We start from the raw sequence: 23,034 nt of genomic DNA, 5'->3' as shown, positions 1-23,034 counted from the left end.
CGCATCTCAGCGATGCAATAACTACGCCACTCTGGTCGGGTAGCCGAGATCGCCCAACTCGTATCGTCGGGCCATCTCCACCCGTAGCGGAATCGTGTCGGAGGCGGTCCCCGATTTGGGGACCAAAATGTTGATCATCCGATCCGAGGTCAAACTGGCGAAGTGATGGACTGCAGGCAGCAGGCCTTTGGAAATATGCGGCCTCGACTGGAACAGAAGTATGTCGCCCGCCACGGTATGGACGGGATCGCTCGCCCACTTCATATAAGGCCCGAAGAGGTCGGGAAAGATTCTTTCGTTGATCTCCACGATCGTCTTTCCCTTGCCACGCTCGGCGTGCAACAGCTCCGCGATCGCGTGCACTTCGCCGAAGCTGCGCACCGGACTGAACCTGGCCGTCCCCTCGCCGCCCAGCGTGATGTGCACGTTGAATCCATGGACTTCCGACACGTCCGGATCATCGAGGTTTCCTGGAAAGTCGGTGTGCGCGTCGCCATCACCGATCCCGGCCGCCACCGCACCCTCGGGTCCGAACATCCGCCTGCCGACCACGTCGGAGCGGTCCAGGATGCCGCACATCGCGGCGTCGATGACGTCGCAGACCCGCTTGGGATAGACCTTGCCGCTTCGGCTTCCGTACGGCAGGACATCGCCGAGATCGATGTTTTCGACGCGGTCCTCGGCATTCTTCGGATCGCTCGGCACCGATGCGACGATCGGCGCCACCTCCACCGGTCCGAACACCCGCGGGACACGAACCGCAATCGCCTCACCCAGTGTGTCGCAAATGATTTCGGGGTGGAAACCACGCGCCGTGAGCACCGACGCGACACGCTCGATCTGCTCGGAGCACGCCGCCGATTCCAGCGCCGGAACCGGAACGGGCCCCCCAGTCGAATTCGTAATTTGATCGACGCCCACTACCATGACCACCCGCTTCCGAGTACCGATCCGCAGCCCGTTTGTGTCGTTCTTCCGGGTCACAATCTCTGATCGACGCGGCTCCCGTCAACGCGCAAGAGTCCCCAATCTTGGGAACCCGTAACAGGTTTCGCGTGGTCCCACTGTCATACCCGGCGGCATCGCCGGTTGCTGTCCACTCGCCTGATCGCAGCCCGCTGTTTGCTGAAATCCCCAGAGTTGGGTATACCGCAGAATTCAGGACAGATGAGGTGTCATTGAACAGGTTCGCTCATGGATTTTCCGTATGCCGGGGTTACGCCCAACGAGCTGTCCTTCGCCGCGCGAGACGAGCGATATCGGCGACTGCACGAGTGGGGCGAGCCGAGCTACCTGCATCCGTCCGGACTGCGCATGATCTGGAAGTACGACGATGTTCGCACGGTGCTCGATGCCGTGCTGCCGGGCGTCAGCACCGCTAACTCGTTGGACCCGTTGGTCGGATACTCGCGGATCGCGACGACCCCCTCGGCGATACTGCCTTTCCTGCGGCACCTGCTTCCGCCGCCGGCCAAGGCCACCGCAAACCTGACCGACCTGGGACTACACAAGAAGGTGTGGGACACGATGTCGGGTGCCGACGGCCATTTCACGATCCCGGCAGGCCAACGCCACGCGCGCGAAGCAGCCATGTCCGCGCATTTCCACGCCGCGCTGGACGAGCTCGGTCCCGGATCCGAACTCGATGTGACGGCCCTGTCGATCGCCTACGCCGCCCGGGTCACCGGCGAAGCGGTCGGCCTGCCACCGCAGTCCTGGCCGAATGTCGCGATCTGGAGCAGCGCCCAATCCGGCCTGCTCGGTAGGCGGATGCACGGCCGTGAGCTCGGCGCGGCAGTGGACGCGCTCGGCTGGCTGTTCACCGTCTCCGCCCGCACCGTCGCGCACGGTTCCGGCCTCGCGTGCCGACTGAGGGAGGCGGAGTTGCCCCGCCGAGTCGCGATCTCCGCCATGGCGAATTCGCTTGCGGCAGGAGTACATACAATTAGCGGGACCATCCAGCAAGGGCTGCAGCGGTTGCTTTCCGCGCCGGATCGGGCCTGGTGGAGCCTGCTCGCCGATCCGAATCAGGCAGGCAGCGTGGCGATCAAGCTGATGCACCTCGATCCGGGACTGGTGGCGTGGAAACGCCGCGCCGACAAGGCGATCACCTTGCCCAGTGGCACGACGCTCCCGCCAGGACCGATTCTGGCGTTGTTCGCGGCGGCCAACCGGGACACGGCAGCGTTCCCGGACCTGTGGAACCTGCACGGTAAGGGCAAGCTGCCGTTGACCTTCGGCATCGGCCGCCACGTCTGCCCCGGAAAACAGTTGGCCACGTTGGCGATCACGGTGTTCCTCAGGGAACTACACGCGCAGGCCCCGAACGCCGCGCTGACACCCGCAATCGGCCGCCGCCCTCCCGACCTGCTCTTCAGTGGTGCCGATATCGCGATCACCACCTGAGCGCAATAGACCGAACTCTGTGGTGCAGTGGTGGTTTCAGTTCGTTTGGCTGCCTACCGATTGAGCCAGGAATGGCCAAGAGCGGTGCAGATCGTCTTCCCAGTAGCCCCACGAATGGGTGCCGACCGGGCGATCGTCCACCGTGACCGGGATATTCAGCTCATGCAGCCGGTTCGCCAAATTCACTGTGCAGAAACGAATAGCCGCTTCGATCGGCCCGCCGAACGCGATCTGCACCGGCAGCGGAATCCGGCCCTCTTGCACTCGCCGATCGCTGGGCGTGTCATGCGGAGCCGCCGCGATGCCACTGCCCGTACTCAAATAGACGGCGGTCCCCCGCAGCCGGTCCGCGTTGACCAGCGGATCGTTGTCCCGCCACAGCGGCCCGTTGCGCGGACCCCACATATTCTCGACACTCTGCCCACCACCCCAGTTTTCGACCGTGAGCCGGACGAACTCCTGGCCGATCGGGTCCGACGTCTGCGCGCAACCACTGAAGGACGCCACACTGTTCCAGAAACCAGGCTTGGCGATCGCCAGGTTCAAGACCGAGGTGCCGCTCATCGACACACCGACCAACGTCCGATTTCCATTGGCCCCCAAGAACTCTTCGATGACCGGAGGCAGCTCCTCGTTGAGGAACGTCTGCCACCTGTTGAATCCGAGCACGGCATCCGTGCGTACCCAGTCGGTGTAGTAGGAGTTGGCGCCGCCGAACGGAGTCACGACATTGATGTCCTTGCCGCGCAAGAAGTTCACGGCATCGGTCTGTACGTCCCATCCGCTCTCATTCGGCCCACCGCCGGAGCCGTTGAGCAAGTACATCGTCGGCCGTGGCGTCGCCCGGTCCGCGGCGCGGATGACCTGCACCGGAATCGGCCGGTTCATCGCGGGCGAGAACACCAGCACATTCTGTTGCCGATCGTTCACGTCCTCCACCGAAACGACGCCGGGCGCCGCAGTGGCGGTACCCATCGTGCCGACCAGGCCTGCGGCCGCGAGCGCCCCGACGAGGAGCCCGCGCACTAGCACCGTGTGTGTCGATCGCCATGTTCTCAAGATTGCCCTCCGGTACCTGCGACATACACCACGCCTTTCGGCGGCTGCCGGTGTCGGCAGCGAAGGAGATTCGCGTCGCCACCGCCCGAGGATTGGTTCCTCGAGCAACAATCGCCTCGGGCGGTGTGCGAACGGGACATAGCGGAGGGGACACGCAGGTCACGGCTCTGTTATGTCCCGTTCGACGGCGGTACGGGGATCGAGTGGGGCGTGGGCGATGGACCGCTCAGTCGCGGAGGGCCGAGCCCGAGACGCCGGACGGCCGGACGGCGATGGCGACGCGGTCCTTGGCGTCCGGCGGCACCACCGGACCATTGTTGTACCGCTCGGACAGGCGGGTGTAGAGCGCCCCGTCGGGGTCCCCGTCGATGTGGTCGACCACACCACGGACCTCGATGTAGCGGTACGGGTCGTCCGGATCGAAGATCGAGATCGATACGCGAGGTTCGTCGGCGACGTTCTTGAACTTCTGCCGGTAGTTGGTGTGCGTGAACCAGATGAATTCGCCGTCCCACACGAACCACATCGGGTTCACCTGCGGGGCGCCATTCGGCCTCGTGGTGCCGAGGCTCGCGTAGATCGGGCGTTCCAGCAGATCGCGGACCTTCTCTGGGATCTCGGTCATAGGTACCTCCGCTCTCGGTGCACAGTTGCATGATCATCAAACCGCACCGCCGCCAGCGTTGACACAGCGGGTAGGTGGACCGGAACCCGCAGGGGCGCAGACACATCAGGCGGCCAGCACGCGAGTGACGCGTACTGGCCGCCATGGCCGACCGCGGCGCCTCATCGTGCCACAGCCCCCGAACTTGTCACTGTGGCACAACGAGTTTCGCGGCTCCTACCGGTGTTGAAGACTGCGGTACCAGCTCGTGCCCCACGCTTGTCGCCGGTTGAGCAGGCTGGGCGATCGGCGATACTGTCCTGTTCTCGCGAGTGGGCAGCAGATCGGGGGCGAAGACCTCGTGGACGAGTACGCTCTGCCCGGTAGAGAACGAGATCTCGTACACCCGTCCGGCCGACTCCGCAGGCAGCGCACCGAAGGTGGCAAGGGTGACACCCGTTCGGAAAATGCGCCGTCGTTCGAACATGCCACGTTCGCGAACATGCAGCCCGAATGGTTGGTCGCCGAGGGGAATCAGAGCTTCCCGGTCGACGCGTCGATAGGTGATCAAGTTTTCGCTGACGATCATGCCTGTGCTGTTGCGTAGCCTGGATCTGCGTACCGCGAGAGCTTTGTGGTTGCCGAACACTTCCTCGAGCTCGGGACAGTCGTTGATAGGGATCGGCTGACTGCGCGCCAGCAACGGTTCGGCAACGATCTCCGACCTCGCCAGCGTGCGGAGCATCAAGGTCGTCGACCCTTCCGCCGTAAGTACCAATTGGGTTACCAGCGGTAGTTCTCGGCGCGCTTCGAGCGCCGGATACTGTTGGCTGCCAACGAATTCCTCATACCATCCAGCAAACATGGCCGACCTCGGTACTTTCTCGCCCCCGACAGGTGATGGCAAGATCTTTATGCCGACGGTCCGGCAGGCGCATCGGTAAGTACTGAGTTCGCATCGGTATACCCAAGCCTGGCAATACTTAAAGGCAACCGACCGCGGCCGCACCTACGATCGGCGACATCAGAGATCCGATAGATGTTGCTCGAATCTATAGAGGTGATCGATGGCCGCGGAGTTCGATTTCAACCTGATCCGCACGTTCGTCCTGCTCTACGAAATGCGGAGCGTCACTGCGGCGGCCGATGCCCTCGGCGTCAGTCAACCGACGGTCAGCTATGGCTTGGGTAAGTTACGCAAGCGGCTCGGCGACGAACTCTTCGTGCGCGGTCCAGGCGGGCTTGTCCCCAGCTCGGAAGCTGAGCGGCTCTATCCGCCGCTGCGCACCGCCATCGACCAGATGGATGTGACCATCAGCGCGGCAACCGAATTCGATCCGTCGGGGCCGGTCAGCTTCTCCATCGGGCTGTCCGACCTCGGTGAGGTCAACTCGCTGCCGCTGGTGCTCGCGGAACTCTCCGCGCGCGCACCCGCCGCGACCCTGCAGGTCCACGCGATCGACATCGAGACCGCACCCGATGAACTCACCCGCGGCAAGGTGGACGCGATCGTGACCAGCCCGGTGCTGGATTCGGTACGCCTGAGCCGGATGCCGCTGTTCACGGAGGGTTACGTCGGCATGGTCGCGGCCGACCATCCGCGCCTGCGCCACGACAACCCGACCGCGGCGGAGTTGCGCACGGAGCGCCACGTGGTCGTCGACGGCACCAGCGGCCATGCCGCCGCATGGCAGGCGCTGCGTAGGTATGGTGTCGAGCCGGATATCGCGGTCAGGGTCACCCGCTTCGCCACGTTGCCCTATGTGGTGCAGGACAGCGAGTTCATGGCCATCGTGCCGGAGCGGGTCGCACACACCGTGGTCAGATCACATCCGGTCCGGACCTTCGCGCTGGCGTGGCCGATTCAGCCGGTCGAGGTCACCGCCTACACCCGCCGCACACCGGGCCGCAGCGCTGCGCAGACCTGGTTCCTCGACGTGATCCGGACTGCGTTGCAAGATCTGCCGTGACCCAACGAAATTCGAGGACTCGTCCGCGAGTGTTCGCGGACGAGTCGGGGCCGGGTCAGCCGCCGATCGAGTAAACCCACAATTGCCAGCCGCTGCCTTGCTGGCCGTAGTAGCACTTGTAATAACTATCCGAGCCACGGTACGGCTCCCCAGCCGCCTCACACTGCCAACTGGTCTCGTAATCGCCGTAGAACACCCCATCGGCGGTCGCGTTGCCTGCCGCCAAGCCGAGGACAAACATAGCCGAGGCCCCAGCTGCCAATGATCTCCATACTGTCCGCATGCCCGACACCTTGCCAGGTGCCGCACGTCGTTCCCACGACTGGGAAACAGCGTGTCGCAGGTCGGTCGTCCGGTTTCGGCTACCCCCCAGCACATTTCGCCCAGCTCGACGCCCACGCTGAACCGCGGACGCAGAGACGTGCGACGGCCCGACTTGACGCATACCCATATCGGAATATGATTGCGGCCATGGCACGAGCAGCGACGACGTCGGACGTGTTCAACGCGATCGCCGAGCCGCAGCGCAGGGAGATCCTGGCACTGCTGCGGGCGGGTGAGCGGCCGGTGACGGAGGTGGCCCGGGAGCTGGGGATGTCCCAGCCGGGGGCATCCAAACACTTGCGGGTGCTCCGGGAGGTCGGGCTGGTGCGGGACCGTCAGGCAGGCAAGCAACGCCTGTACTGCCTGGACGCCCGCGGGCTGCGACCGGTGCACGAATGGGCAGGCGGGTTCGAGCAGTTCTGGAACGAGAGCTTCGACCGGCTGGACGAGTACGTACAGGACATGAAGCAGGCAAGGCAGGAGGAAGGTAGCTGATGAGTGTGACGGGACGAGGAGCGGCGGCGCAGTCCGCGACGGCCGACCGCGAGATCGTGATCTCCCGGATCATCGACGCCCCAAGGGAGTTGGTGTTCGAGGCGTTCACCGAGGTACGGCACTTGTCGCGATGGTGGGGCCCAAAAGGATTCACCACCACCACGCGGGCCTTCGAGTTCCGCGTCGGCGGGGTATGGGATTTCGTGATGCACGGACCGGACGGGACGGACTACCAGGAGTGGATCGCCTGGACCGAGATCGCGCCACCGGAGCGAATCACGTTGCGGCACGGTGAGTCCCGCGACGACCCGAACGCCTTCGAGTCGGTCCTGACGTTCGACCCCGACGGCGCTGCGACCCGGATCGACATGCGGACGGTGTTCCCCACCAAGGAACTGCGCGACGAGGCGGTCGAGAAATACCACGCGGTCGAGGGTGGCGAGCAGACCCTGAACAACCTGGCCGCCTACCTCACCGAGGTCGTTCGGAAGGGAGTGCAGGGCTGATGGCCGGAACGGTTTTCTTCAGCGTATCGATGTCGCTGGACGGGTTCATCGCACCCGAGACGTCCGAGGAGTTGATGGGGCAACAGTGGATGGAACTGCAGCAGTGGGTATTCCCGCAGCGGTTCTTCCGGGAGAACCTGAAGCTCGGCGCCGGCGGCGAAGAAGGGCGGGACAACGACATCGTGCGGGAGACGTTCGAGCGCACCGGCGCGAGCGTGATGGGCAAGCGCATGTTCGACGCCGGTGAACAGATGTGGCCTGCCGAAGCGCCGTTCCATACGCCGGTCTTCGTCGTGACACACGAGCAGCGTGAACCGTGGGAGCGGCCGGGCGGGACCATCTTCCACTTCGTCAACAACGGCATCGAGTCAGCACTCGACCAGGCTCGCAAGGCCGCAGGCGACCGGGACGTCCGCGTCGCAGGCGGCGGCGCAACGATCCTGGAGTACCTGAACGCCTGCCTGATCGACGAGTTCACGATCGCGCTCTCCCCCGTGCTGTTCGGCGCCGGAATCCGCCTGTTCGAGGGCATCGATGCCGCCCGCGTCGCCCTGAAGCCGGTCCGCGCGGAGCCAACGCAGCGGGTGACCCACCTGACCTACACCGTCTACAAGCGGTAGCCGCCCGGCGCACCGTCCCGCCTACTCCAAGTCCGCAGTGGATCGCATGAGTTCAGCGATCCGCTGCGCCAGGTCAGCCGCAGTCTCCTTGGCGGGCCGCCGAACTGGGCAGGACGAGCACGCAGAACCGGGCGATCACGATGCTGCTCATCAGGCCGCCGACACCCGCCGCCGACACGATGAGCCCTGTCGTGAGCGGCGTCAGGCGCAACTCCGCGTTGGCACGTACCAGCAATGGTAGGAACGCTGCCGCCGCGAGCAGGTGCAGATAGCACGCGCTTACCAGCAGCACAGCCTGCGCCCGGTCCCGGCGCACCAGCCGAAGCCCGGCCAACACGGACTCGTCAGCGCCGGATTTCTGCTGCGCCGGAAAGTTTTTCGGTAACCGCGCCAGCAGCATGGCCGAGGCAACGAAGCTCATCGCGTTGGCCACGAACGCCACCAATGGCCCCAGCGCCTGCAACAGCCAGCCACCAGCAGCCGGTCCCGTCAGCGTCGCCGCTGCGTCCGAGGCTTCCACCAAACCGTTGGCGCGCATGAGGTCTCGGTCTCCGACCAGGCTCGGCAGGTAACTGCTCGCCGACGCGTGAAACACCGCGTCGCCGACACCGGTGACCAGCGCGAGCAACACCAGCGGCACCACTCGAGCCTCGCCGAACATCACCTCCACGCCGATGGCGACGAACGCGACGGCCCGCACGATGTCCGCAATTACCATCAGGCCCTTGCGTTCTCGGCGATCCACCAACGCACCGACCTGCAGCGCTGCCAGGACCTGCGGCAGCTGGGCTGCCGCACCGACGACACCGGCCGTGACCGCGGACCCGGAGGCCGCGAGCACGGCCAGCGGCAGCACCATGTCGGTGACGCGGTCGCCGAGTATGCTCAGCGCCCGCGCGGCGAGGAAATACCGCAGCGGTTTTCGTACGGGAGTCAGCGGATGGGATCGGTTTGGACGAGGAGCGCCGAACCGTTGAGCACACTCGCCATAGAATCGAAGGTAACCGCTTCGACACCTCGAGCCATCCCGTATGTGCCCACATCATTGGTGATGAACCACAGCTTGCTTCGAATCTTCTCCGCTCCCCATGTGTCGCCCGACTCTTGGAGGTCGAGAATGTGGTCAATGAGGCGCTGTCGATGGATGATCTGAAGGTCGATGAGCTTGTTGGCGTCCGCCACTATCGCATCCGGGAGCAATGCCATTCTGACAATCTGGGTGTCATCCGAGGCGCGACCGGGGAGTTCTAGGTGATACCGCTCCTTCCACGCTTCCATGCCCGTCCCCATGGTGCCAACCGTCTTCGTCGGGAAGTATTCACCGCGATAGAATTCCTCCAGCTTGTCGCGCGGAACACGCGCGAATAGCTCCGTTCCCCCGTTCTGGATGATTGCTTCCATATCTTCGTAGGTGCCGAGCGTTGGTGCCGTGTCGAATTTTTGGGCGACGCGGACCTGCTTAAAAACATCGGGGTTGTGGTAGATGTCGTCAGCATTCTCTGCCGCATACTTCGCCTCCCAATAGAGCGACTGAGTGTCCAGACGATCGAGCGCGACCAAATCGTCTCCCCGCATGTGTTGACTCCTGTCGACGACTGCCTGCGCTCGATCCTGGGGCGTCATACTGAGATCGACGGGTGTGTCCGGAACCGCATGCGCGATCTGATCCGCTGCGGGCAACTTGTCGAAGTGGTCGCCATGGTCGACGATGGTGATCCCATGAGCTGCGCCACGAGGATAGTCGACACCTAACTCCCGGGATGTTTTCGACATGGCAAAGGCAGCAGTGTCCACGACAGCGGAAATGGTCTCACGAAGCGTCTGCCACACCCCGGCCACAATCCCCACCGACGAATCATGTCATCGCTTCCAGCCGAATATGCTCCCCACTCTCGGGAAGCCCGGCGGCAGCCGCCACTCACACCAATTGCTCTCCCTCCCTAGGGGTATTCGATCCCCTACCTAAGCGGGATGGAGGTCGGTGGGCGCGGACCTAGCGTTGTCTGCATGACGATCATCCGGCGCTTGGGCCTCGACTTCGCGTACACATTCTTGGGACTGCCACTTGCCGTGGTCAGTTTCAGCCTTCTTGTTGCCCTTTTCGCAACCAGCCTCGGTACGACGGTGATCTTCCTCGGGATTCCGCTGCTCGCGCTGACCTTGCTGGTTGCGCGCGGCTTCGCGGACATCGAGCGGATACGCCTTCAACAGCTGACGGGCACAGCGACGCTAAGGCCTCGGTATGCCGCGGCACCGGAGGGGGCGGGTTGGTTCCGTCGGATCACCGCACCGATCAGGCAGGGGCAGAGTTGGCTCGACCTGTTGTACACCATCGTCAACCTGCCGATCGCGATCATCACCTTCGTGCTGCCGATCACGTGGTGGGCAATGACGTTGGGCGGCTTGACTTACTGGCTGTGGGGCAGGTTCATTCCCCGCGGCGACTACAACGACATCGTCATCGAGAAGATCATGGGCGCCGACACCGCCTACAACAGGACAGTCTTCAATACCATCATCGGTGTGGTGGCGCTGCTAACCGTGTACTTCGTCCAGCGTGGCAGCGCCGCCTTGCAGGCCACCTTCGCGCAGACTCTGCTCACCCGGCTCGCCGTCGTGCAAGGGCGCGTTGAGAATCCGCAGGCGGTGGCTTACGGCCGGAATCACCCAGCTGCGCAGCATTATCCGTTAGGAGCAGACGAGTGACAGCGAATGAACCACCACCGAATCCGACCGCGAACAGCGATTGGCGCGATAACGGAGTGCGGGTCATCAAGTCGGATCAGCTCGACTCGAACACCGCCCAGACACCGGGGATGAGCCGGGCGGCGGCGATCAACGCCGCCCGGGTCGGTGCCCAAAAGATCTGGGCGGGAACAGTTACCATCCACCCCGACGCCAAGACCGGCGCACACCATCATGGTGCGCTGGAAAGCGTCATCTATGTCCTGCGCGGACGCGCGCGGATGCGCTGGGGCGAGCAGCTCGAGTTCGTTGCCGAAGCAGATCCCGGTGACTTCATCTTCGTGCCGCCCTATGTCCCGCACCAAGAGATCAACGCCAGCACCGATGAACCGCTCGAATGTGTTCTGGTACGCAGTGATAGCGAAGCTGTCGTCGTCAACCTCGACATCGAACCGGTGGAGAAACCGACCACCGTGCATTGGGTCGATCCCATCCACCCGCAGCCATAACCGGTCGATGTCAGGCCCGCACGGCGTCCTCTCCGGTGGGTGTGGGCTGCTGGATCAGGGCGACGTTCATCCAGAAGCCTGCTGAGGCAAGGACAACGGTCAGAGTTGCCAACGCCTTGTCGTCGTATCGCTCGGCGAGCTCGGCGAACAGCTCGCCGGGCACCCGCTCCTCCGCGCGCGTATTCGGCTGGAACACGGCCTCGGTCAGCCGCAGCGCGGCCCGCTCGGCGGCGGTGAAGTAGGGCGCGTCCCACCACGTCGCCACAGCGGCGATCCGCTCCTCGGATTCTCCCGCCTTACGGAGATCCGTCGAGTGCCGAATCGTCTGATACGTACTACCGACGATCTGTCCGGCGCGTAAATAGATCAGGCTGATCGTGGTCGATGGCACCGAGCCGTTGCCCGCAGCCTGCAACAGCGCGCCTGCCACCTGTCCGACTTCGGGGATGAGCGTGTAGATCTCGGGTATGCGCTGTCCCATGGCGTTCTCCTTTTTCGACCGGAACTCGCTTGTATGACAACGCCGAGCGCGCAAATGTGACAGCTAGGTCGTTTCTGCGGTGCCGACCAGTGGCAGGACGGCTTCCTCGGACTGCGGATCCCAGACGACGAGGTCGAACTCCGCGGCGAGTTCGAGCATCGCTTCGAGCGCAGGCGTGCTTCGCGGTGAAAAGCTCAAGGACACGCTCACGTGGTCGATGCCTACTGCGAGCGGCATCGACATCCATGGACAGTCGTCGGGATAGGGCGGGAAGTCCGGAAACCGAGTCCGCAACGATTCGTAGAACCGAATGATCCGCTCATCCGGGTCGCCGTCGACGTGATCCCCATGGGCGCTGCATCTTTCGGCCACTGCCCGGACGGCTTCAGTGTCGGCCGACTGACTCATCGCGAGAACTAGCAGATCGAAACTCACCGGTCCATCCTCGGTGGACACGTCAGCGAAAGCGTTGCCACCGGCGGGAAGATGCGATCACAGCGGGGGTTTGCGGGCGGCTGCGGTCGAACTGGTTCCGTAGCCCATCAGGATCACCAGGATCAGCAGCGTCATTATCTCGATGGTGTTCCAGCCGGCGGGATCGACGGCGGATCCCGCTGCCCCGGTGGCCACCGGAAAGTGCGGAACGAAAGGGGCCGCCGCGGCGGATCCTTGTGCGGCACCGGCGGCCGGGGCGGACACGGTGACAACGCCGCCAGGAATCGCCCCGCCCGGCAACGGCGGGAACAGCAGCAGCGGCGGGAATGGCGGCACCGGCGGCGGAAGGCTGGGAACGACGGTCAGCATGCAGGTCATCAGTGCGCTGCCGGTGACCGCACTGCCGACCACGGCGCTGCCGAGCGCGGAACCACTGGATCCGAAACCGGGTGGGAGCCACAGCGATCCGGCCGAGCCGATCGGTATCCACCAGGGCGGTGCGAAGCTGCCGGGACCGATGAAGCCGGAACCCGCGGCCGAACCGGCAAGCAGGCCGAAACCGCCGGACAGCGCGCTACCCGAGCATGCCGTTGCGACACTGCCACTTTCGAGCCCGAATACGACAGGACTGGCGGCGTTCGCGTCGGCTACCGGAGTCGGGTCCAGCTCTTGCTCGTGCGTGATGTTGCCTGCGGAGCCGGTCTGGAGAATTCCACCGAGGGCGGGCGGCGGTTCGAGCGACAACGAGTTCTCGTCGAAAGCGCTACCGGTCGAGGCGCTGTCCAGCACAGCGCTTCCCGTCGATTCGACCGGTGACGACGGCGGGTCGCCGGACGCGGCATCTTCCCCGCTCGCGCTACCGGTCAAAAGTTCCTGTGGTGGTGCGTCATCCGGCGAAGCATCGTGCGACTCTGCACTTCCGGTCGCGATGCCCGGCGGAGCAACGCCAGGCGAAACATCATGCGCGGCAGCGTCTCCCCCGGACGGCTCGGACATGTCCGGCTGGGCCACACCATCGGGCAAGGGGTCCGGTGCGACGCCCACTTCACCGGGCGTGTCCTGCGTAGCGTTCTCGCTCGAAACATCGCCGAAGGACTGCTGATTCGCCAGCTCCGCATCGGCCGCGGCACGACCACCGAGCAACACCGCCGTCGGCACGAACGCGCTCAGCACGACGAGCGTCGTCGCGCTCCTGCGTAGTCGTGGCGCGAACCCACCGGTCGTCGAAGGAGTGGAGGCATCATTCTTGGCCACTGGCCGGTCCACCGGTGATGTGCTGGTACTGGGACTGCGCGTAGGTGAAGGCGTTCGTCGGTACCTTGATCGACCCGGCATACGGCCGTTCCAGGTCGTGAATGGCCAGCAACACGGTGCCGAGCACGACGCCGAGTAATGCCGTCATCGCCAGGCTGCGTCTGCTGACGTGCATTCCGGACAGCACCGGATTCAACAAAACCAGGATTGCGCCGAGAATCAGGGCGACGTACAGGAATTGCGGTATTCGCCGCTGCACGTCCATGGCACGATCGTGCCGAGCCTGCGCCACCTTGTCGAGACTTTCCATCGCGCGCGCCCGCGCTTCGGCGACGGAGGCGTCGCTGGTCTGAATCGAGGCGACCCGGTAGCGCAGTTTGTCGAGCGTATCGTCGACGCTGCGGCTCAGCCGGTTCTCCTTCTCCATGAGCGGCCATTCTTGGGTGAGCACCTGGTCGGTATACGCGCGCAACTGTTCCTGGATCCACTGTTGCTCGGGGCCGGGCAGCGCTTGCGCGGCCAAATAGGTGTCGACCAGGCCTTTCGACTCGTTGATGGTGCGGGAGTGGGCATTCTGGTTCTGCTGCCAGCAGGTCACGAAGACGAAGGCGACCACGGCGGTGAAGAATGTCTTGGCCAGGTCGAGCACGAGCGTGTGCGAGGATTCATCGCTGGCGTGCCGCCACGATCTCGGTCGGATCAGATCCCCGACCACGAATACCGCCACGGCAACCATTGCGGTACTGATCGCGACGAGCAATTCCTCAGCCATCTCGCTCCACTTTCCCGGTCAAAGTCGATAAAACTGATCTCCGAGTGCGCAGTCAAGCGGCCGAGGCAACCCCGGCATCTGAACAATAGCAATAGCTACGGCCGAACATTAGTCCTGGCCAGTCGACCACATATCGTGCCGTTATCAAACTGTTACCGACGCGATTTTCGACTAGCGATTGTTCAGCAAATCAGAACTGGCGCCGACTCCCGCCCGACGGACATCTCGATCCACACCGGGGGCGTCCTGCGACCCACATCACATCGACCTATTGAATCCATCAGCGCATGGTGCTAAACATTGTGGCACGCAACGCAATATGCGTTGCATATAACGCAACGTGAACTACCGCTTGACTTCTGAGGGACCCAGATGCCGCACCGTGAATTTCGCCGCAAAGGCGTTGGCGGGCACGTGAAACGCGCACTGATGTGCGGCGCCGCCGTGCTGCTTCTCGCCGGCTGCGCCCCGGTGCAGTCCGGCCCGGCCAGCTCGGGTGGCGACGAGAAGACCGGCACCGTCCGGGTCTGGCTCTTCGACGAGGCGAACCGCGCGCCGAAGGAAGCCGTGGTCAACGAAGCGATCGCGGAGTTCACCGCGACCAGGCCGAACGTCCAGGTCGACGTGCAATGGGTCCCGGTCGCCGCCCGCGCGGAGAAGTTCTCCGGCGCCTTCAACGACCCGGCAAGCGCCCCCGACCTCGCCGAGTTCGGCAATACCGACCTCGCCGGATACGCCGTCACCGGCGCGTTCGCCGACCTCGGCGCCGACCTGGCGGCCTGGCCGGAGAGCGCCGACATCATCCCGTCGGTACTGGACACCGCCAAATCCGGCGGCAAGGTCTACGGCCTGCCCTGGTACACCGGCATCCGCGCGCTCTACTACCGCACCGACGTCTTCACCGAACTGGGCCTGCGACCGCCGACCACCCTGGCCGAGCTCACCGCGACGGCCCGCCGCATTCACGCGGAAAAGCCGGACCTGTACGGGATTTCGGTCGGCGGCAAGTACACCTACGCGATGCTGCCGTTCCTCTGGGCGCACGGCGGCGAGCTCGCTCGCTATGACGGCACGATGTGGAACGCCACCGTGAACTCGGATCAGGCCCGCGAAGGGATCACCCGCTACGCGGAGCTGATCCACGACGACATCTGCCCGCCTGCCCAGTGCGCCGATTTCACCGGAACCCAAAGCGTGCAGGCGTTCGCGGGCGGCAAGGCGGCGATGACTATCGGTGGCGACTTCAGCCGCAAGGCAATGGATCAGGGGTCGGTAAAGGGCAAGTACGCGGTGATCCCGTTGCCAGGCACCCAAACCGGTTCGGTCGCACCGGCCTTCGCGGGCGGCAACCTGCTCGGCGTCTTCCGCGCGAGCATGCACCGCAGCCTCGCCGTCGACTTCGTCGAACTGCTGGGCGGCGCGAAGTATCAGCACAAGATGTATGCGGCGATGGGGAATCTGCCGACGCTCGCGAGCGTGCAGCGCCAGCTCGCCACCAACGATCCGTTCCTGGCACCCTTCGTCGAATCACTGTCGGCCGGTACGAAATTCGTGCCGAGCACCCCGGCCTGGTCGAAGATCGACAGTCAGAACCTGCTGCCGACCGCCGTGCAGCAGATCGCCACCGGGGCCAAGCAGCCGACGGCGGCGCTCAACGCGGCCGCTGCCGCGATGAACAAGGCATTCAGGTAGGCGCACATGGCAATTCAAGAACTGCCGGTCATCACGCCGGCACCGCGTTCGGCACCGAAACCACGACGGCTGCGCCGGGACACCCTCACCGTGTGGCTCTATCTCGCCCCGGCGGGGATCCTGCTTGCCGCGGTGCTCGCCTACCCGATCTACCAGATCGTGCTGATCTCGTTCTACGACTACGGGCAGGCGCAGGCGACCGGCGCCGAGCCGTTGACCTTCATCGGCTTCGGCAACTATCGAGAGCTGCTCTCCGACAGCCAGTTCTGGACGGTGCTCGCCAACACCTTCGTATTCGGCGCGGTGTGCGTGGTCGGGGGGCTCGCGGTCGGCACCGCGTTGGCGGTGCTGGCGACCCGGGTCCGTGCCGTGCCGCGGATGCTGCTGTTCCTCGCGGCACTCGGCGCGTGGGCGACCCCGGCCATGGCCGGTTCCTACGTCTGGCTCTTCCTGTTCGATGCCGACTTCGGCGTGGTCAACGAGGCGCTCACCGGCCTCGGCTTCAGCTCGATGGCGGGACACTCCTGGACATTCGGCACCCTCAGCGCGTTCGGAGTGGTTGCCGCCGAGGTCATCTGGTGCTCGTTCCCCTTCGTCATGGTGACGATGTACGCGGGCATCAAGGCGATCCCCGAGGAAGTGCTCGAGGCCGCGGCACTGGACGGCGCCTCGGTGTGGCGTTCAGCCCGCTCGGTGATCCTGCCGATGCTGCGGCCGCTGCTGCTCATCGCGACGATCCAGTCGATCATCTGGGATTTCAAGATATTCACCCAGATCTACGTCATGACCAATGGCGGCGGAGTGGCCGGGCGCAACCTGGTGCTCAACGTCTACGCCTACCAAAAGGCCTTCGCCGGGCAGGAATACGGGCTCGGCTCAGCGATCGGAGTGCTGATGACGCTGCTGCTGTTGTCGATCACCGGACTCTATGTCCGGTCCCAGCGCAGGAGCACGCCGTGGTCGTGAAACCGTTGCGCCGCACCCGGCGTCGGCCGGGCCGGATGCTCGCCGAGGTGGTCACCGTCGTCATCGCCGGGTTCGTCGCCTTCCCGCTGTACTGGATGGTGATCTCGGCGCTCAAGCCCCCAGGCGAGATCCAGTCGGCCGATCCGAAGCTGTGGACCCTGGCGCCGAGCCTCGACAGCTTCACCAGGGTGCTCTCGATGAACGGGTTCGGCCGGTTCTTCCTCAACAGCTTGCTGATCGCCGTCGTGGTCGTGCTGTGCTCACTGCTGCTGTCGTTCCTGTCCGCGGTGGCGCTGACCCGGTTTCGCTTCCGCGGCAGGACGGTGCTGCTGGTGATGATCCTGGTGGCACAGATGGTTCCGGTCGAGGCGCTGACGATTCCGCTGTTCTTCCTGATGCGCTCCGTCGGCGGCACCGTCCCCGCGCTCGGCTTGAACGAGCTCGGCTCGATCATGCTGGTGGATCTGGTGTTCAGCCTGCCGCTGGCGATCTGGTTGCTGCGCGGCTTCGTCGCCGCGGTGCCGGTCGAGCTGGAGGAGGCGGCGAAACTCGATGGTGCGAGCCGTCTTCGGTTCGCGTGGCAGATCTTGTTGCCACTGGTGGCGCCGGGGCTGGTTTCGGTCAGCGTGCTGTCGTTCATCCACGCGTGGAACGACTTCCTGTTCGCGAAGACGTTCATCATCTCCAAAACCGAGAATCAGACACTGCCGCAGGCGATTCTGGTGTTCTTCAAGCCGGAGGACACCGATTGGGGCGCCGTGATGGCGGCCTCGACGTTGATGACGATTCCGGCCCTTGTGCTCTTCATCCTGGTGCAGCGCAAGCTGGTGTCCGGGTTGGGCGGGGCGGTGAAAGGCTGACATGCCAGGCTTCGACACACTGCTCCCCCGCCCGGTGTCGGTGACCCCGCTGCCTGGTGCCTGTCCGTGGCCCACGGATATCGAAATGCGCACCGACGCAGCGCTTCCGGCCGAGGGCTACCAGCTGGAGATCACACCGGGCGGCATCGTGCTCACCGCCGCGGATCAGGCAGGCCGGATCCACGCGCAGCAGACGCTGCGCCAGCTGGCAGGCCCGGATACCTTCCGCGCCGCCGCCATCGGCACCGAGCACGCGGTGCCGTGCGGGGTGGTCGAGGACTATCCCCGATTCCGCTGGCGCGGTTGCCTGCTCGATGTCGCCCGGAACTTCCGGACCAAAGCCGAGGTGCTGCGGTTCGTCGACCTGCTCTCGGTGCACAAGCTCAATGTGCTGCATCTGCACCTCACCGATGATCAAGGCTGGCGGATCGAGGTTCCCGGCTATCCGCGGCTGACCGAGATCGCGTCGTGGCGAAAGGAATCGATGGTCGGTCGGCACGACGGCCCGGAACGGGACGGGCGGCCGCACGGCGGTTTCTACACCGCCGACGATCTGCGCGAGATCGTCGCCTACGCCGCCGAACGATCGATCACGGTGATGCCGGAGATCGATGTCCCCGGGCATGCCCGCGCGGCCATCGCTGCCTATCCCGAACTCGGCCCCGAGACCGAAACACCGTGGGAAGTATGGACTTCCTGGGGTGTCAGCACTTCACTGCTCGATCCGACGCCACACACCATGGAGTTCCTGCGCGCGGTCTTCGACCATGTGCTGACCATATTTCCGTCGCCCGTCATCGGCATCGGTGGTGACGAGGTGCCGGGCGCGACCCCGGCGCACGGTCGCCTCGTCGCCGATCTGGCAACGTATCTCGCCGCACAGGGCCGCCGCGCCTTCGGCTGGGACGAAGTCCTCGATACCGACGCCCTGCCGCCGATGGTGATCGGCGCCTGGCGCGACGAGGCCGCAGGCCCGCGCGCGGTGGCGGCAGGCCACGACGTCGTGCTGTGCCCGGAAGACCATGCCTACCTGGACCATCGGCAGTCCGATCACCCCGACGAGCCGATACCGGTCGGCTATCTGCGCACGCTCGAAGACGTGTACAGCTACGCGCCCGCGGTCGACGGACCGCACGTCCTCGGTGTCCAGGCGCAATTGTGGAGCGAGCACCTGGATTCCGTGCGACGCGTCGACTACGCCGCGTTCCCCCGGCTGTGCGCCATCGCCGAAATCGCTTGGAGCCCGGCGCATCGCGACTTCGCGGAGTTCCTGCCGCGGTTGCGCGACCATCATCTCCCTCGCCTCGACGCGCTCGGTGTCGAATACCGTCCACTCGACGGCCCGCATCCGTGGCAGACCCGCCCCGATGTCCCGCCGACCTCGCACCGTCCGATCGCGCTACGCGCCTGAGCGCGCCGTCGGGATGACTACCGGAAGTCAGGGGCGAGCGGTGGGGACGAGATGCTCGGCGCCCGGTCGAGCACCGAGGTCACCGGCGCCTCGATGGCGGGCAACGGGTCCGTCGAATTCTCGTACCACGGCGCAACCAACACGCCGATGACAACAAGCAGGACGGCGATCATCCCGCCGAGAAGAGGTCGGACGAATGCGTTCACCGGCCCATGATCGGTAAGAATCGCTGAGCAGTAGCCCGAGTGCAGGACATCTAAACACCGGTGAAGCTTCAGGCAAGCGCAGCCGTCGCAATCGACCCGCCTGGTGCAGGATCATGGCCGGAGCCGGTGGAACGCCGCGAGCCGATCGCGGTGGTATTCGAGATCGTCGTCATCGTGCTCGACACCACGGGCGACGGCGATGCCGAAGTACACCGCTTCCCTGCGCAGCCGGTGCCGCATCAGTTGTGCGAGCGCGACGTCGTCCAGCTGCGCTGCCGTGCCTCCCTCCGCGTGATAGGCGGCGACGAACGCACCGGCGGCGGTCAGGTCCTTTCCCAGCTCGTCCGCGAACTCCAATGCGGCAGAAGCCAGTTCGACTTCGGGCGGGGCGACCAACGCCTCGTCCCAGTCGAGCACCGCGATGACGTGTCCGTCGCGGGCCAGCAAGTTGCCCTCGTAGTAGTCGCCGTGCAGCGGCTGTACCCGTGCGGTCGCGGTGAACGCGGCGAGCCAACGATCCAGCTCAGGATCGGGCAGTTCGGCCGATGCCGCGCCGTCCAACCCGATCGCCAGGAACGACGGCTGCGGTCGCGGCGGCGGCCGGTGTTCGGCCAAGGCGCGGTGCAGGCGGGCCAGGAGGCGCGCCGCCTCCTCGACCTGGATCGGGTCCTCGCTGCTCGCCCACTGCCCCTCGATCAACGGCCACACGGTGATCGGCCGCCCCGCCACCATCGCGACCGTCGAACCGTCCGCCCGCGCCAGCGGCGCCACCGCCGCAGGCAGGGTGCGCGCCGCCGCGACGGCGATGCCGTTGCACCATTCGACCTCGGCGGGGTCGCGATCGAGCGCTCCGATGCGGACCACCACCTCGCCGACTCGGTAGGCGGCGGACTCCTCACCGCCGTGCAGGCGCTCGCCGTCGCCCTTGTGCCCCCATTCGGCGGCAACAGCGGTGCGGATGTCCTCGGTCAGCGGGATATCGACGTAAACCACGGTTCCACATCTACCAGGTCGAAAACTTCATGGAACCGATCGTGGACTTGCCGCGTCTGATCATGTGTAGGACACGAAGACGATGATCGCCGTTGGCGGTCGCACCACTTTTCGGGGGGTTAACCGTGATTGAGAGTTATCCGCACCACGCAGGCCGCGCACGGGAAGGGTTTGCCCACGCGGGCCAGCAGTCGGCGAGAAGCGCCGAGACAAGCCCACAGCGCACTGTTTTCGTACATCCCGGCCTACGGGAATGCCTCGACTCCGCGAATGCCTTATGGGAGAAGATATTCGCGCCGTCCTGCCGGATCGAGTTCGCCGACTACCCAGCGCTCACCGGCCGCGACGACCTCGACGGCGCGCCAATCCTGTTGCCGGTCAACACCGAATACCAGGCGGAGAACCTCCGCGCCGTGCGCGCCAGGCACGCGATGGGCCTGATCGTCGCGGTCACCAACGACATCACCGGCCACTCCACCTATTTCGCGATCCGCTCCGGCGCCAACTTCGTCGTCAACCTCGCCATCTCCGGCGATCGTCAGGCCGAGATCCTGCGCGGGCAACTGCGCGAGCACGCACGCACGACCCAACCGGCGACCGCCCCGACACCGCTCGCCGCCACCGGAGGCACCCGCCGCCCGGCCGCCGTCCGCGATCTCCCCACCACCAAACCCCGCAGGCGCACTTTGGACGACTCCGACAAGCTCCTGATCCAGATGCTGCGCTCTTCGATGACCGTCGCAGAGATCGCCCGCCACTGCTACATGTCCGAGCGCTCCATGTATCGCCGCATCCGCCAGCTCTACGACAAGGTCGGCGTCGCCAGTCGCGCCGAGCTGGTCAGATCCAGCAGCGGCGACGACCCCGGGCTATCGGTCACCGTCTTATCCGCCTGACCGATGGCGGCTGTCCTCTCGTCGATCGGGCGCACCGTGATCGGCAGTCCGCTGCTGCCGACCTCACGCCGATCTGGAATTCGGCGTCCACAACGGAGCGCCGTCGAGTTCGACGTCGGCGGGCCCTGGCTGCCGCGCACCCGCGATGACATCGGCAGCGATCTGTGCGGCCCGAACATAGTCAAGGCCGCCCTGCGGGCGAATGCCGGAGATGCGGACGCGCTCGGCATTCGTGCGGCCGGGCACCGGGTCCTTGGTGAGATAGATGCTGAGGCTGTCGGCCACCGCCGGTCCTGGCCGTTCGCCGATCACGACGAGAACCGTGGTCACGCCGAGCGCCTGCCCGATGTGGTCACCGAGCGCGACGCCCGCACGCGTCGCGATCACCGGCACCGCGAGTCGATACCGGCCGCCGAGCTCGTCGCGGAGGGCGGCAAGCACGGCGACACCACCGCCGCGCAGGGCCCGCGGCGACAATCCGTCCGCGAGCACGATCCCGATATCCGCTCCGCTCGGCTGCAGCATCGCGAACTGCTGCTCCGCACCGAGATCCGGCCAGTGGCCCAGGTCGGGTTCGCGCAGGTACTCCGACCGATCCGCGGCCACGCTGCGCACACAAACCGGGTTGCCAAGTCCGACCTCGGCCACCTCGGCCGCGAATTCGGGCACCGCGAGCGGAGCGTGCACCGTATCCCCCGCCGCCGCATGCATCGCGCGAAACTCCAACTCACGGGCCATGGGCACCGCAGCGCTCACAGACCGTTCGGTCGGTTCGATCATCGATCTGCTCCCAACGCTCGTAGCGACGCCATGCAATGCCCTGCGCCGGACACCCCACCTATCAGCCCTTGGCGACCGATCGGAGGCTTCCGACACTACGCAAACATTGATTATTCGGGCCAGAAGGATATGCCCACCATCACACCGATCCAGCCGTGTGCCCGCCGTCATAGTGCGGCCGGAAATCCGCACTCATTCGGTGGATTCGCACCGGTTGTGACCGCAACGCAGCGACCTGTGAACCGAGTAGCCCGCCGCGGCTACCTACCTTGTGACGCTGAACAATTCGAGGAGAAACAATGGCAAGTATCGCCGCCCGTGGGGAGGCTGACGTGCGCACTCGCCGAGACCAGCCAACAATCTGGGACGTCACCCTGACCGAACTGGCCAGAATGCGACGCGGCTTCATCGGCTGGTACGTCATCCTGCTGCCCTTCATCATCACCGTTCCGCTGTATCCGATGTCGATCACCTCGCCGGAGGGGCGGGCCGGACGTACCTGGACGGTCTTCCGCGATGTCAGCCTCGAGGCTTGGGGCGTCCTCATTCCGATGACCGCCGCACTGCTGGCCGCCCTTTCGGTCCGCGCCGACCAGGATGCCTGGCGGCTGTTGTTCTCCTACGCCGTTCCCCGGTCCAGGTACCTGGTCGGCAAATATCTCGCCCTGGCGGTGTTGTCCGCCGTGTCGACGGCGCTCCTGGCCGCGCTGCTGTGCGGTGGCGCCGCACTGACCGGGCGGCTGAGTGGCAGCTTGCCGACGATCCTGGCCGCGTCCGTCCTGCCGTGGCTGGCCGGATTGGGTTGCGCCGCACTCGCTCTCCTCATCGCGGTGATGTGGGGCCTCGGCCCGACCATTGCGGTCGGGGTCCTCGGGATGATGAGCGGAATGCTGATCTCGGACAAGAGTTGGTGGATGACAGTCCCGTTCGCCTGGCCGATGCGGGTGATCCTGCCGTTGGCCGGGATCGGCCCCAACGGCGTCCCGCTGCCCGCCGACAGTCCGGTCAGGGACCGCGGCGTCATCCTGCCCGCGATCGCACTATCGCTGGTCCTGGCCGCGCTGGTCCTGGCCGTCGGCGCGATGCACCTGAAGCGCAAGGAGATCTGAG

Annotated in this window: 27 protein-coding genes; 13 read left to right on the top strand and 14 right to left on the bottom strand. The window is 65.3% G+C overall.

The features are described from left to right. Positions 1-21 precede the first annotated feature (21 nt). The gene (locus NA11_RS33115) at positions 22-744 is read right to left on the bottom strand and encodes a hypothetical protein (protein WP_141717969.1); all 723 of its coding nucleotides are present in this window, start codon (positions 742-744) and stop codon (positions 22-24) included. A gap of 450 nt (positions 745-1,194) precedes the next feature. On the opposite strand from NA11_RS33115, the gene NA11_RS33110 reads away from it, so the two are divergent. Beyond that, the gene (locus NA11_RS33110) at positions 1,195-2,406 is read left to right on the top strand and encodes a cytochrome P450 family protein (protein ID WP_069165988.1); all 1,212 of its coding nucleotides are present in this window, start codon (positions 1,195-1,197) and stop codon (positions 2,404-2,406) included. Between the two features lie 36 nt (positions 2,407-2,442). Here NA11_RS33110 and NA11_RS33105 read toward each other — a convergent pair whose 3' ends face one another. From NA11_RS33105 to NA11_RS33095, 3 genes are all read right to left on the bottom strand, one after another. Then, positions 2,443-3,381, bottom strand: coding sequence for an alpha/beta hydrolase (locus tag NA11_RS33105; protein ID WP_084655273.1), 939 nt, complete (start codon positions 3,379-3,381; stop codon positions 2,443-2,445). Positions 3,382-3,691: 310 nt separating this feature from the next. Beyond that, entirely contained in the window at positions 3,692-4,090 is a 399-nt protein-coding gene (locus NA11_RS33100; RefSeq protein ID WP_069165986.1) for a PPOX class F420-dependent oxidoreductase, read from the bottom strand. Positions 4,091-4,277: 187 nt separating this feature from the next. Beyond that, a complete protein-coding gene (locus NA11_RS33095; RefSeq protein ID WP_141717968.1) occupies positions 4,278-4,934 on the bottom strand; it encodes a hypothetical protein in 657 nt (218 codons plus the stop codon). Between the two features lie 202 nt (positions 4,935-5,136). Here NA11_RS33095 and NA11_RS33090 point away from each other — a divergent pair, with 202 nt between their 5' ends. Next, a complete protein-coding gene (locus tag NA11_RS33090; RefSeq protein ID WP_069165984.1) occupies positions 5,137-6,039 on the top strand; it encodes a LysR family transcriptional regulator in 903 nt (300 codons plus the stop codon). Between the two features lie 55 nt (positions 6,040-6,094). Here the strand turns inward: NA11_RS33090 and NA11_RS33085 are convergent, their stop codons facing one another. Next, the gene (locus NA11_RS33085; protein WP_069165983.1) at positions 6,095-6,280 is read right to left on the bottom strand and encodes a hypothetical protein; all 186 of its coding nucleotides are present in this window, start codon (positions 6,278-6,280) and stop codon (positions 6,095-6,097) included. 230 nt (positions 6,281-6,510) lie between these two features. On the opposite strand from NA11_RS33085, the gene NA11_RS33080 reads away from it, so the two are divergent. Genes NA11_RS33080 through NA11_RS33070 form a run of 3 tightly spaced genes read left to right on the top strand, consistent with a single transcriptional unit; the run spans position 6,511 to position 7,984 of the window. Beyond that, positions 6,511-6,858: an ArsR/SmtB family transcription factor gene (locus NA11_RS33080; RefSeq protein ID WP_069166010.1), complete on the top strand. Its 348-nt coding sequence runs from the start codon at positions 6,511-6,513 to the stop codon at positions 6,856-6,858. Beyond that, positions 6,858-7,364 (top strand): SRPBCC family protein, encoded by a 507-nt coding sequence (locus NA11_RS33075; RefSeq protein ID WP_069165982.1) that lies wholly within the window; start codon positions 6,858-6,860, stop codon positions 7,362-7,364. The genes NA11_RS33080 and NA11_RS33075 overlap by 1 nt, the downstream gene beginning before the upstream one ends. Beyond that, positions 7,364-7,984: a dihydrofolate reductase family protein gene (locus NA11_RS33070; RefSeq protein WP_069165981.1), complete on the top strand. Its 621-nt coding sequence runs from the start codon at positions 7,364-7,366 to the stop codon at positions 7,982-7,984. Before NA11_RS33075 ends, NA11_RS33070 begins: the two co-directional genes overlap by 1 nt. Positions 7,985-8,057: 73 nt before the next feature. On the opposite strand, the gene NA11_RS33065 is transcribed toward NA11_RS33070, so the two are convergent. Together NA11_RS33065 and NA11_RS33060 are read right to left on the bottom strand one after the other, a co-directional pair. Further along, the gene (locus NA11_RS33065) at positions 8,058-8,873 is read right to left on the bottom strand and encodes an MFS transporter (protein WP_281197127.1); all 816 of its coding nucleotides are present in this window, start codon (positions 8,871-8,873) and stop codon (positions 8,058-8,060) included. Positions 8,874-8,917: 44 nt separating this feature from the next. Then, a complete protein-coding gene (locus NA11_RS33060; RefSeq protein ID WP_141717967.1) occupies positions 8,918-9,832 on the bottom strand; it encodes a hypothetical protein in 915 nt (304 codons plus the stop codon). 159 nt (positions 9,833-9,991) lie between these two features. Here NA11_RS33060 and NA11_RS33055 point away from each other — a divergent pair, with 159 nt between their 5' ends. Next, positions 9,992-10,690, top strand: coding sequence for a sensor domain-containing protein (locus NA11_RS33055; protein WP_069165978.1), 699 nt, complete (start codon positions 9,992-9,994; stop codon positions 10,688-10,690). Between the two features lie 110 nt (positions 10,691-10,800). Further along, the gene (locus NA11_RS33050) at positions 10,801-11,178 is read left to right on the top strand and encodes a cupin domain-containing protein (protein WP_218023425.1); all 378 of its coding nucleotides are present in this window, start codon (positions 10,801-10,803) and stop codon (positions 11,176-11,178) included. A gap of 10 nt (positions 11,179-11,188) precedes the next feature. Here the strand turns inward: NA11_RS33050 and NA11_RS33045 are convergent, their stop codons facing one another. The 4 genes from NA11_RS33045 to NA11_RS33030 form a co-directional block, all read right to left on the bottom strand. Next, positions 11,189-11,659, bottom strand: a complete 471-nt coding sequence (locus NA11_RS33045; RefSeq protein ID WP_069165976.1) for a carboxymuconolactone decarboxylase family protein — start codon at positions 11,657-11,659, stop codon at positions 11,189-11,191. Between the two features lie 63 nt (positions 11,660-11,722). Then, positions 11,723-12,094: a hypothetical protein gene (locus tag NA11_RS33040; RefSeq protein ID WP_218023424.1), complete on the bottom strand. Its 372-nt coding sequence runs from the start codon at positions 12,092-12,094 to the stop codon at positions 11,723-11,725. Between the two features lie 57 nt (positions 12,095-12,151). Beyond that, entirely contained in the window at positions 12,152-13,348 is a 1,197-nt protein-coding gene (locus NA11_RS33035) for a hypothetical protein (protein WP_141717966.1), read from the bottom strand. Further along, on the bottom strand, positions 13,335-14,120 hold the full coding sequence (locus tag NA11_RS33030; protein WP_069165974.1) for a bestrophin-like domain: 786 nt from the start codon (positions 14,118-14,120) through the stop codon (positions 13,335-13,337). Before NA11_RS33030 ends, NA11_RS33035 begins: the two co-directional genes overlap by 14 nt. Before the next feature lie 414 nt (positions 14,121-14,534). On the opposite strand from NA11_RS33030, the gene NA11_RS33025 reads away from it, so the two are divergent. The 4 genes from NA11_RS33025 to NA11_RS33010 are packed head-to-tail and all read left to right on the top strand — an operon-like array spanning position 14,535 to position 19,049. Then, positions 14,535-15,812 carry an extracellular solute-binding protein gene (locus NA11_RS33025; RefSeq protein ID WP_245746363.1) on the top strand — a complete coding sequence of 426 codons (1,278 nt, stop codon included), beginning with the start codon at positions 14,535-14,537 and terminating at the stop codon, positions 15,810-15,812. A 6-nt stretch (positions 15,813-15,818) separates the two neighbouring features. Beyond that, complete coding sequence (locus tag NA11_RS33020; RefSeq protein WP_069165973.1) at positions 15,819-16,778, top strand: carbohydrate ABC transporter permease; 960 nt, start codon at positions 15,819-15,821, stop codon at positions 16,776-16,778. Next, a complete protein-coding gene (locus NA11_RS33015; protein ID WP_245746361.1) occupies positions 16,769-17,638 on the top strand; it encodes a carbohydrate ABC transporter permease in 870 nt (289 codons plus the stop codon). The genes NA11_RS33020 and NA11_RS33015 overlap by 10 nt, the downstream gene beginning before the upstream one ends. A gap of 1 nt (position 17,639) precedes the next feature. Further along, complete coding sequence (locus NA11_RS33010) at positions 17,640-19,049, top strand: beta-N-acetylhexosaminidase (RefSeq protein WP_069165972.1); 1,410 nt, start codon at positions 17,640-17,642, stop codon at positions 19,047-19,049. A gap of 17 nt (positions 19,050-19,066) precedes the next feature. Here NA11_RS33010 and NA11_RS33005 read toward each other — a convergent pair whose 3' ends face one another. Both NA11_RS33005 and NA11_RS33000 read right to left on the bottom strand, forming a co-directional pair. After that, positions 19,067-19,255 (bottom strand): hypothetical protein, encoded by a 189-nt coding sequence (locus NA11_RS33005; RefSeq protein WP_069165971.1) that lies wholly within the window; start codon positions 19,253-19,255, stop codon positions 19,067-19,069. Positions 19,256-19,366: 111 nt separating this feature from the next. Then, positions 19,367-20,248 carry a phosphotransferase enzyme family protein gene (locus tag NA11_RS33000; RefSeq protein WP_069165970.1) on the bottom strand — a complete coding sequence of 294 codons (882 nt, stop codon included), beginning with the start codon at positions 20,246-20,248 and terminating at the stop codon, positions 19,367-19,369. Positions 20,249-20,373: 125 nt separating this feature from the next. Between NA11_RS33000 and NA11_RS32995 the strand changes: the two genes are divergently transcribed. After that, positions 20,374-21,144, top strand: a complete 771-nt coding sequence (locus tag NA11_RS32995) for a helix-turn-helix transcriptional regulator (protein WP_069165969.1) — start codon at positions 20,374-20,376, stop codon at positions 21,142-21,144. Between the two features lie 63 nt (positions 21,145-21,207). Here NA11_RS32995 and NA11_RS32990 read toward each other — a convergent pair whose 3' ends face one another. Beyond that, positions 21,208-21,924: an ethanolamine ammonia-lyase light chain EutC gene (locus NA11_RS32990; protein ID WP_069165968.1), complete on the bottom strand. Its 717-nt coding sequence runs from the start codon at positions 21,922-21,924 to the stop codon at positions 21,208-21,210. A 299-nt stretch (positions 21,925-22,223) separates the two neighbouring features. Between NA11_RS32990 and NA11_RS32985 the strand changes: the two genes are divergently transcribed. Then, positions 22,224-23,033 (top strand): lantibiotic immunity ABC transporter MutE/EpiE family permease subunit, encoded by an 810-nt coding sequence (locus NA11_RS32985; RefSeq protein ID WP_069165967.1) that lies wholly within the window; start codon positions 22,224-22,226, stop codon positions 23,031-23,033. Position 23,034 lies beyond the last annotated feature (1 nt).

Source organism: Nocardia altamirensis NBRC 108246 (assembly GCF_001612685.1).
Taxonomy (GTDB): domain Bacteria; phylum Actinomycetota; class Actinomycetes; order Mycobacteriales; family Mycobacteriaceae; genus Nocardia; species Nocardia altamirensis.
This window is presented reverse-complemented; position numbering and strand designations above follow the sequence as displayed.

Excerpts from the sequence above, each read along its gene's own strand:
- NA11_RS33110 (WP_069165988.1), top strand. The coding sequence starts at position 1,195 with ATGGATTTTCCGTATGCCGGGGTTACGCCCAACGAGCTGTCCTTCGCC.
- NA11_RS33105 (WP_084655273.1), bottom strand. The coding sequence starts at position 3,381 with ATGGGTACCGCCACTGCGGCGCCCGGCGTCGTTTCGGTGGAGGACGTG.
- NA11_RS33100 (WP_069165986.1), bottom strand. The coding sequence starts at position 4,090 with ATGACCGAGATCCCAGAGAAGGTCCGCGATCTGCTGGAACGCCCGATC.
- NA11_RS33095 (WP_141717968.1), bottom strand. The coding sequence starts at position 4,934 with ATGTTTGCTGGATGGTATGAGGAATTCGTTGGCAGCCAACAGTATCCG.
- NA11_RS33090 (WP_069165984.1), top strand. The coding sequence starts at position 5,137 with ATGGCCGCGGAGTTCGATTTCAACCTGATCCGCACGTTCGTCCTGCTC.
- NA11_RS33085 (WP_069165983.1), bottom strand. The coding sequence starts at position 6,280 with ATGTTTGTCCTCGGCTTGGCGGCAGGCAACGCGACCGCCGATGGGGTG.
- NA11_RS33080 (WP_069166010.1), top strand. The coding sequence starts at position 6,511 with ATGGCACGAGCAGCGACGACGTCGGACGTGTTCAACGCGATCGCCGAG.
- NA11_RS33075 (WP_069165982.1), top strand. The coding sequence starts at position 6,858 with ATGAGTGTGACGGGACGAGGAGCGGCGGCGCAGTCCGCGACGGCCGAC.
- NA11_RS33070 (WP_069165981.1), top strand. The coding sequence starts at position 7,364 with ATGGCCGGAACGGTTTTCTTCAGCGTATCGATGTCGCTGGACGGGTTC.
- NA11_RS33055 (WP_069165978.1), top strand. The coding sequence starts at position 9,992 with ATGACGATCATCCGGCGCTTGGGCCTCGACTTCGCGTACACATTCTTG.
- NA11_RS33050 (WP_218023425.1), top strand. The coding sequence starts at position 10,801 with ATGAGCCGGGCGGCGGCGATCAACGCCGCCCGGGTCGGTGCCCAAAAG.
- NA11_RS33045 (WP_069165976.1), bottom strand. The coding sequence starts at position 11,659 with ATGGGACAGCGCATACCCGAGATCTACACGCTCATCCCCGAAGTCGGA.
- NA11_RS33030 (WP_069165974.1), bottom strand. The coding sequence starts at position 14,120 with ATGGCTGAGGAATTGCTCGTCGCGATCAGTACCGCAATGGTTGCCGTG.
- NA11_RS33020 (WP_069165973.1), top strand. The coding sequence starts at position 15,819 with ATGGCAATTCAAGAACTGCCGGTCATCACGCCGGCACCGCGTTCGGCA.
- NA11_RS33010 (WP_069165972.1), top strand. The coding sequence starts at position 17,640 with ATGCCAGGCTTCGACACACTGCTCCCCCGCCCGGTGTCGGTGACCCCG.
- NA11_RS32990 (WP_069165968.1), bottom strand. The coding sequence starts at position 21,924 with ATGATCGAACCGACCGAACGGTCTGTGAGCGCTGCGGTGCCCATGGCC.
- NA11_RS32985 (WP_069165967.1), top strand. The coding sequence starts at position 22,224 with ATGGCAAGTATCGCCGCCCGTGGGGAGGCTGACGTGCGCACTCGCCGA.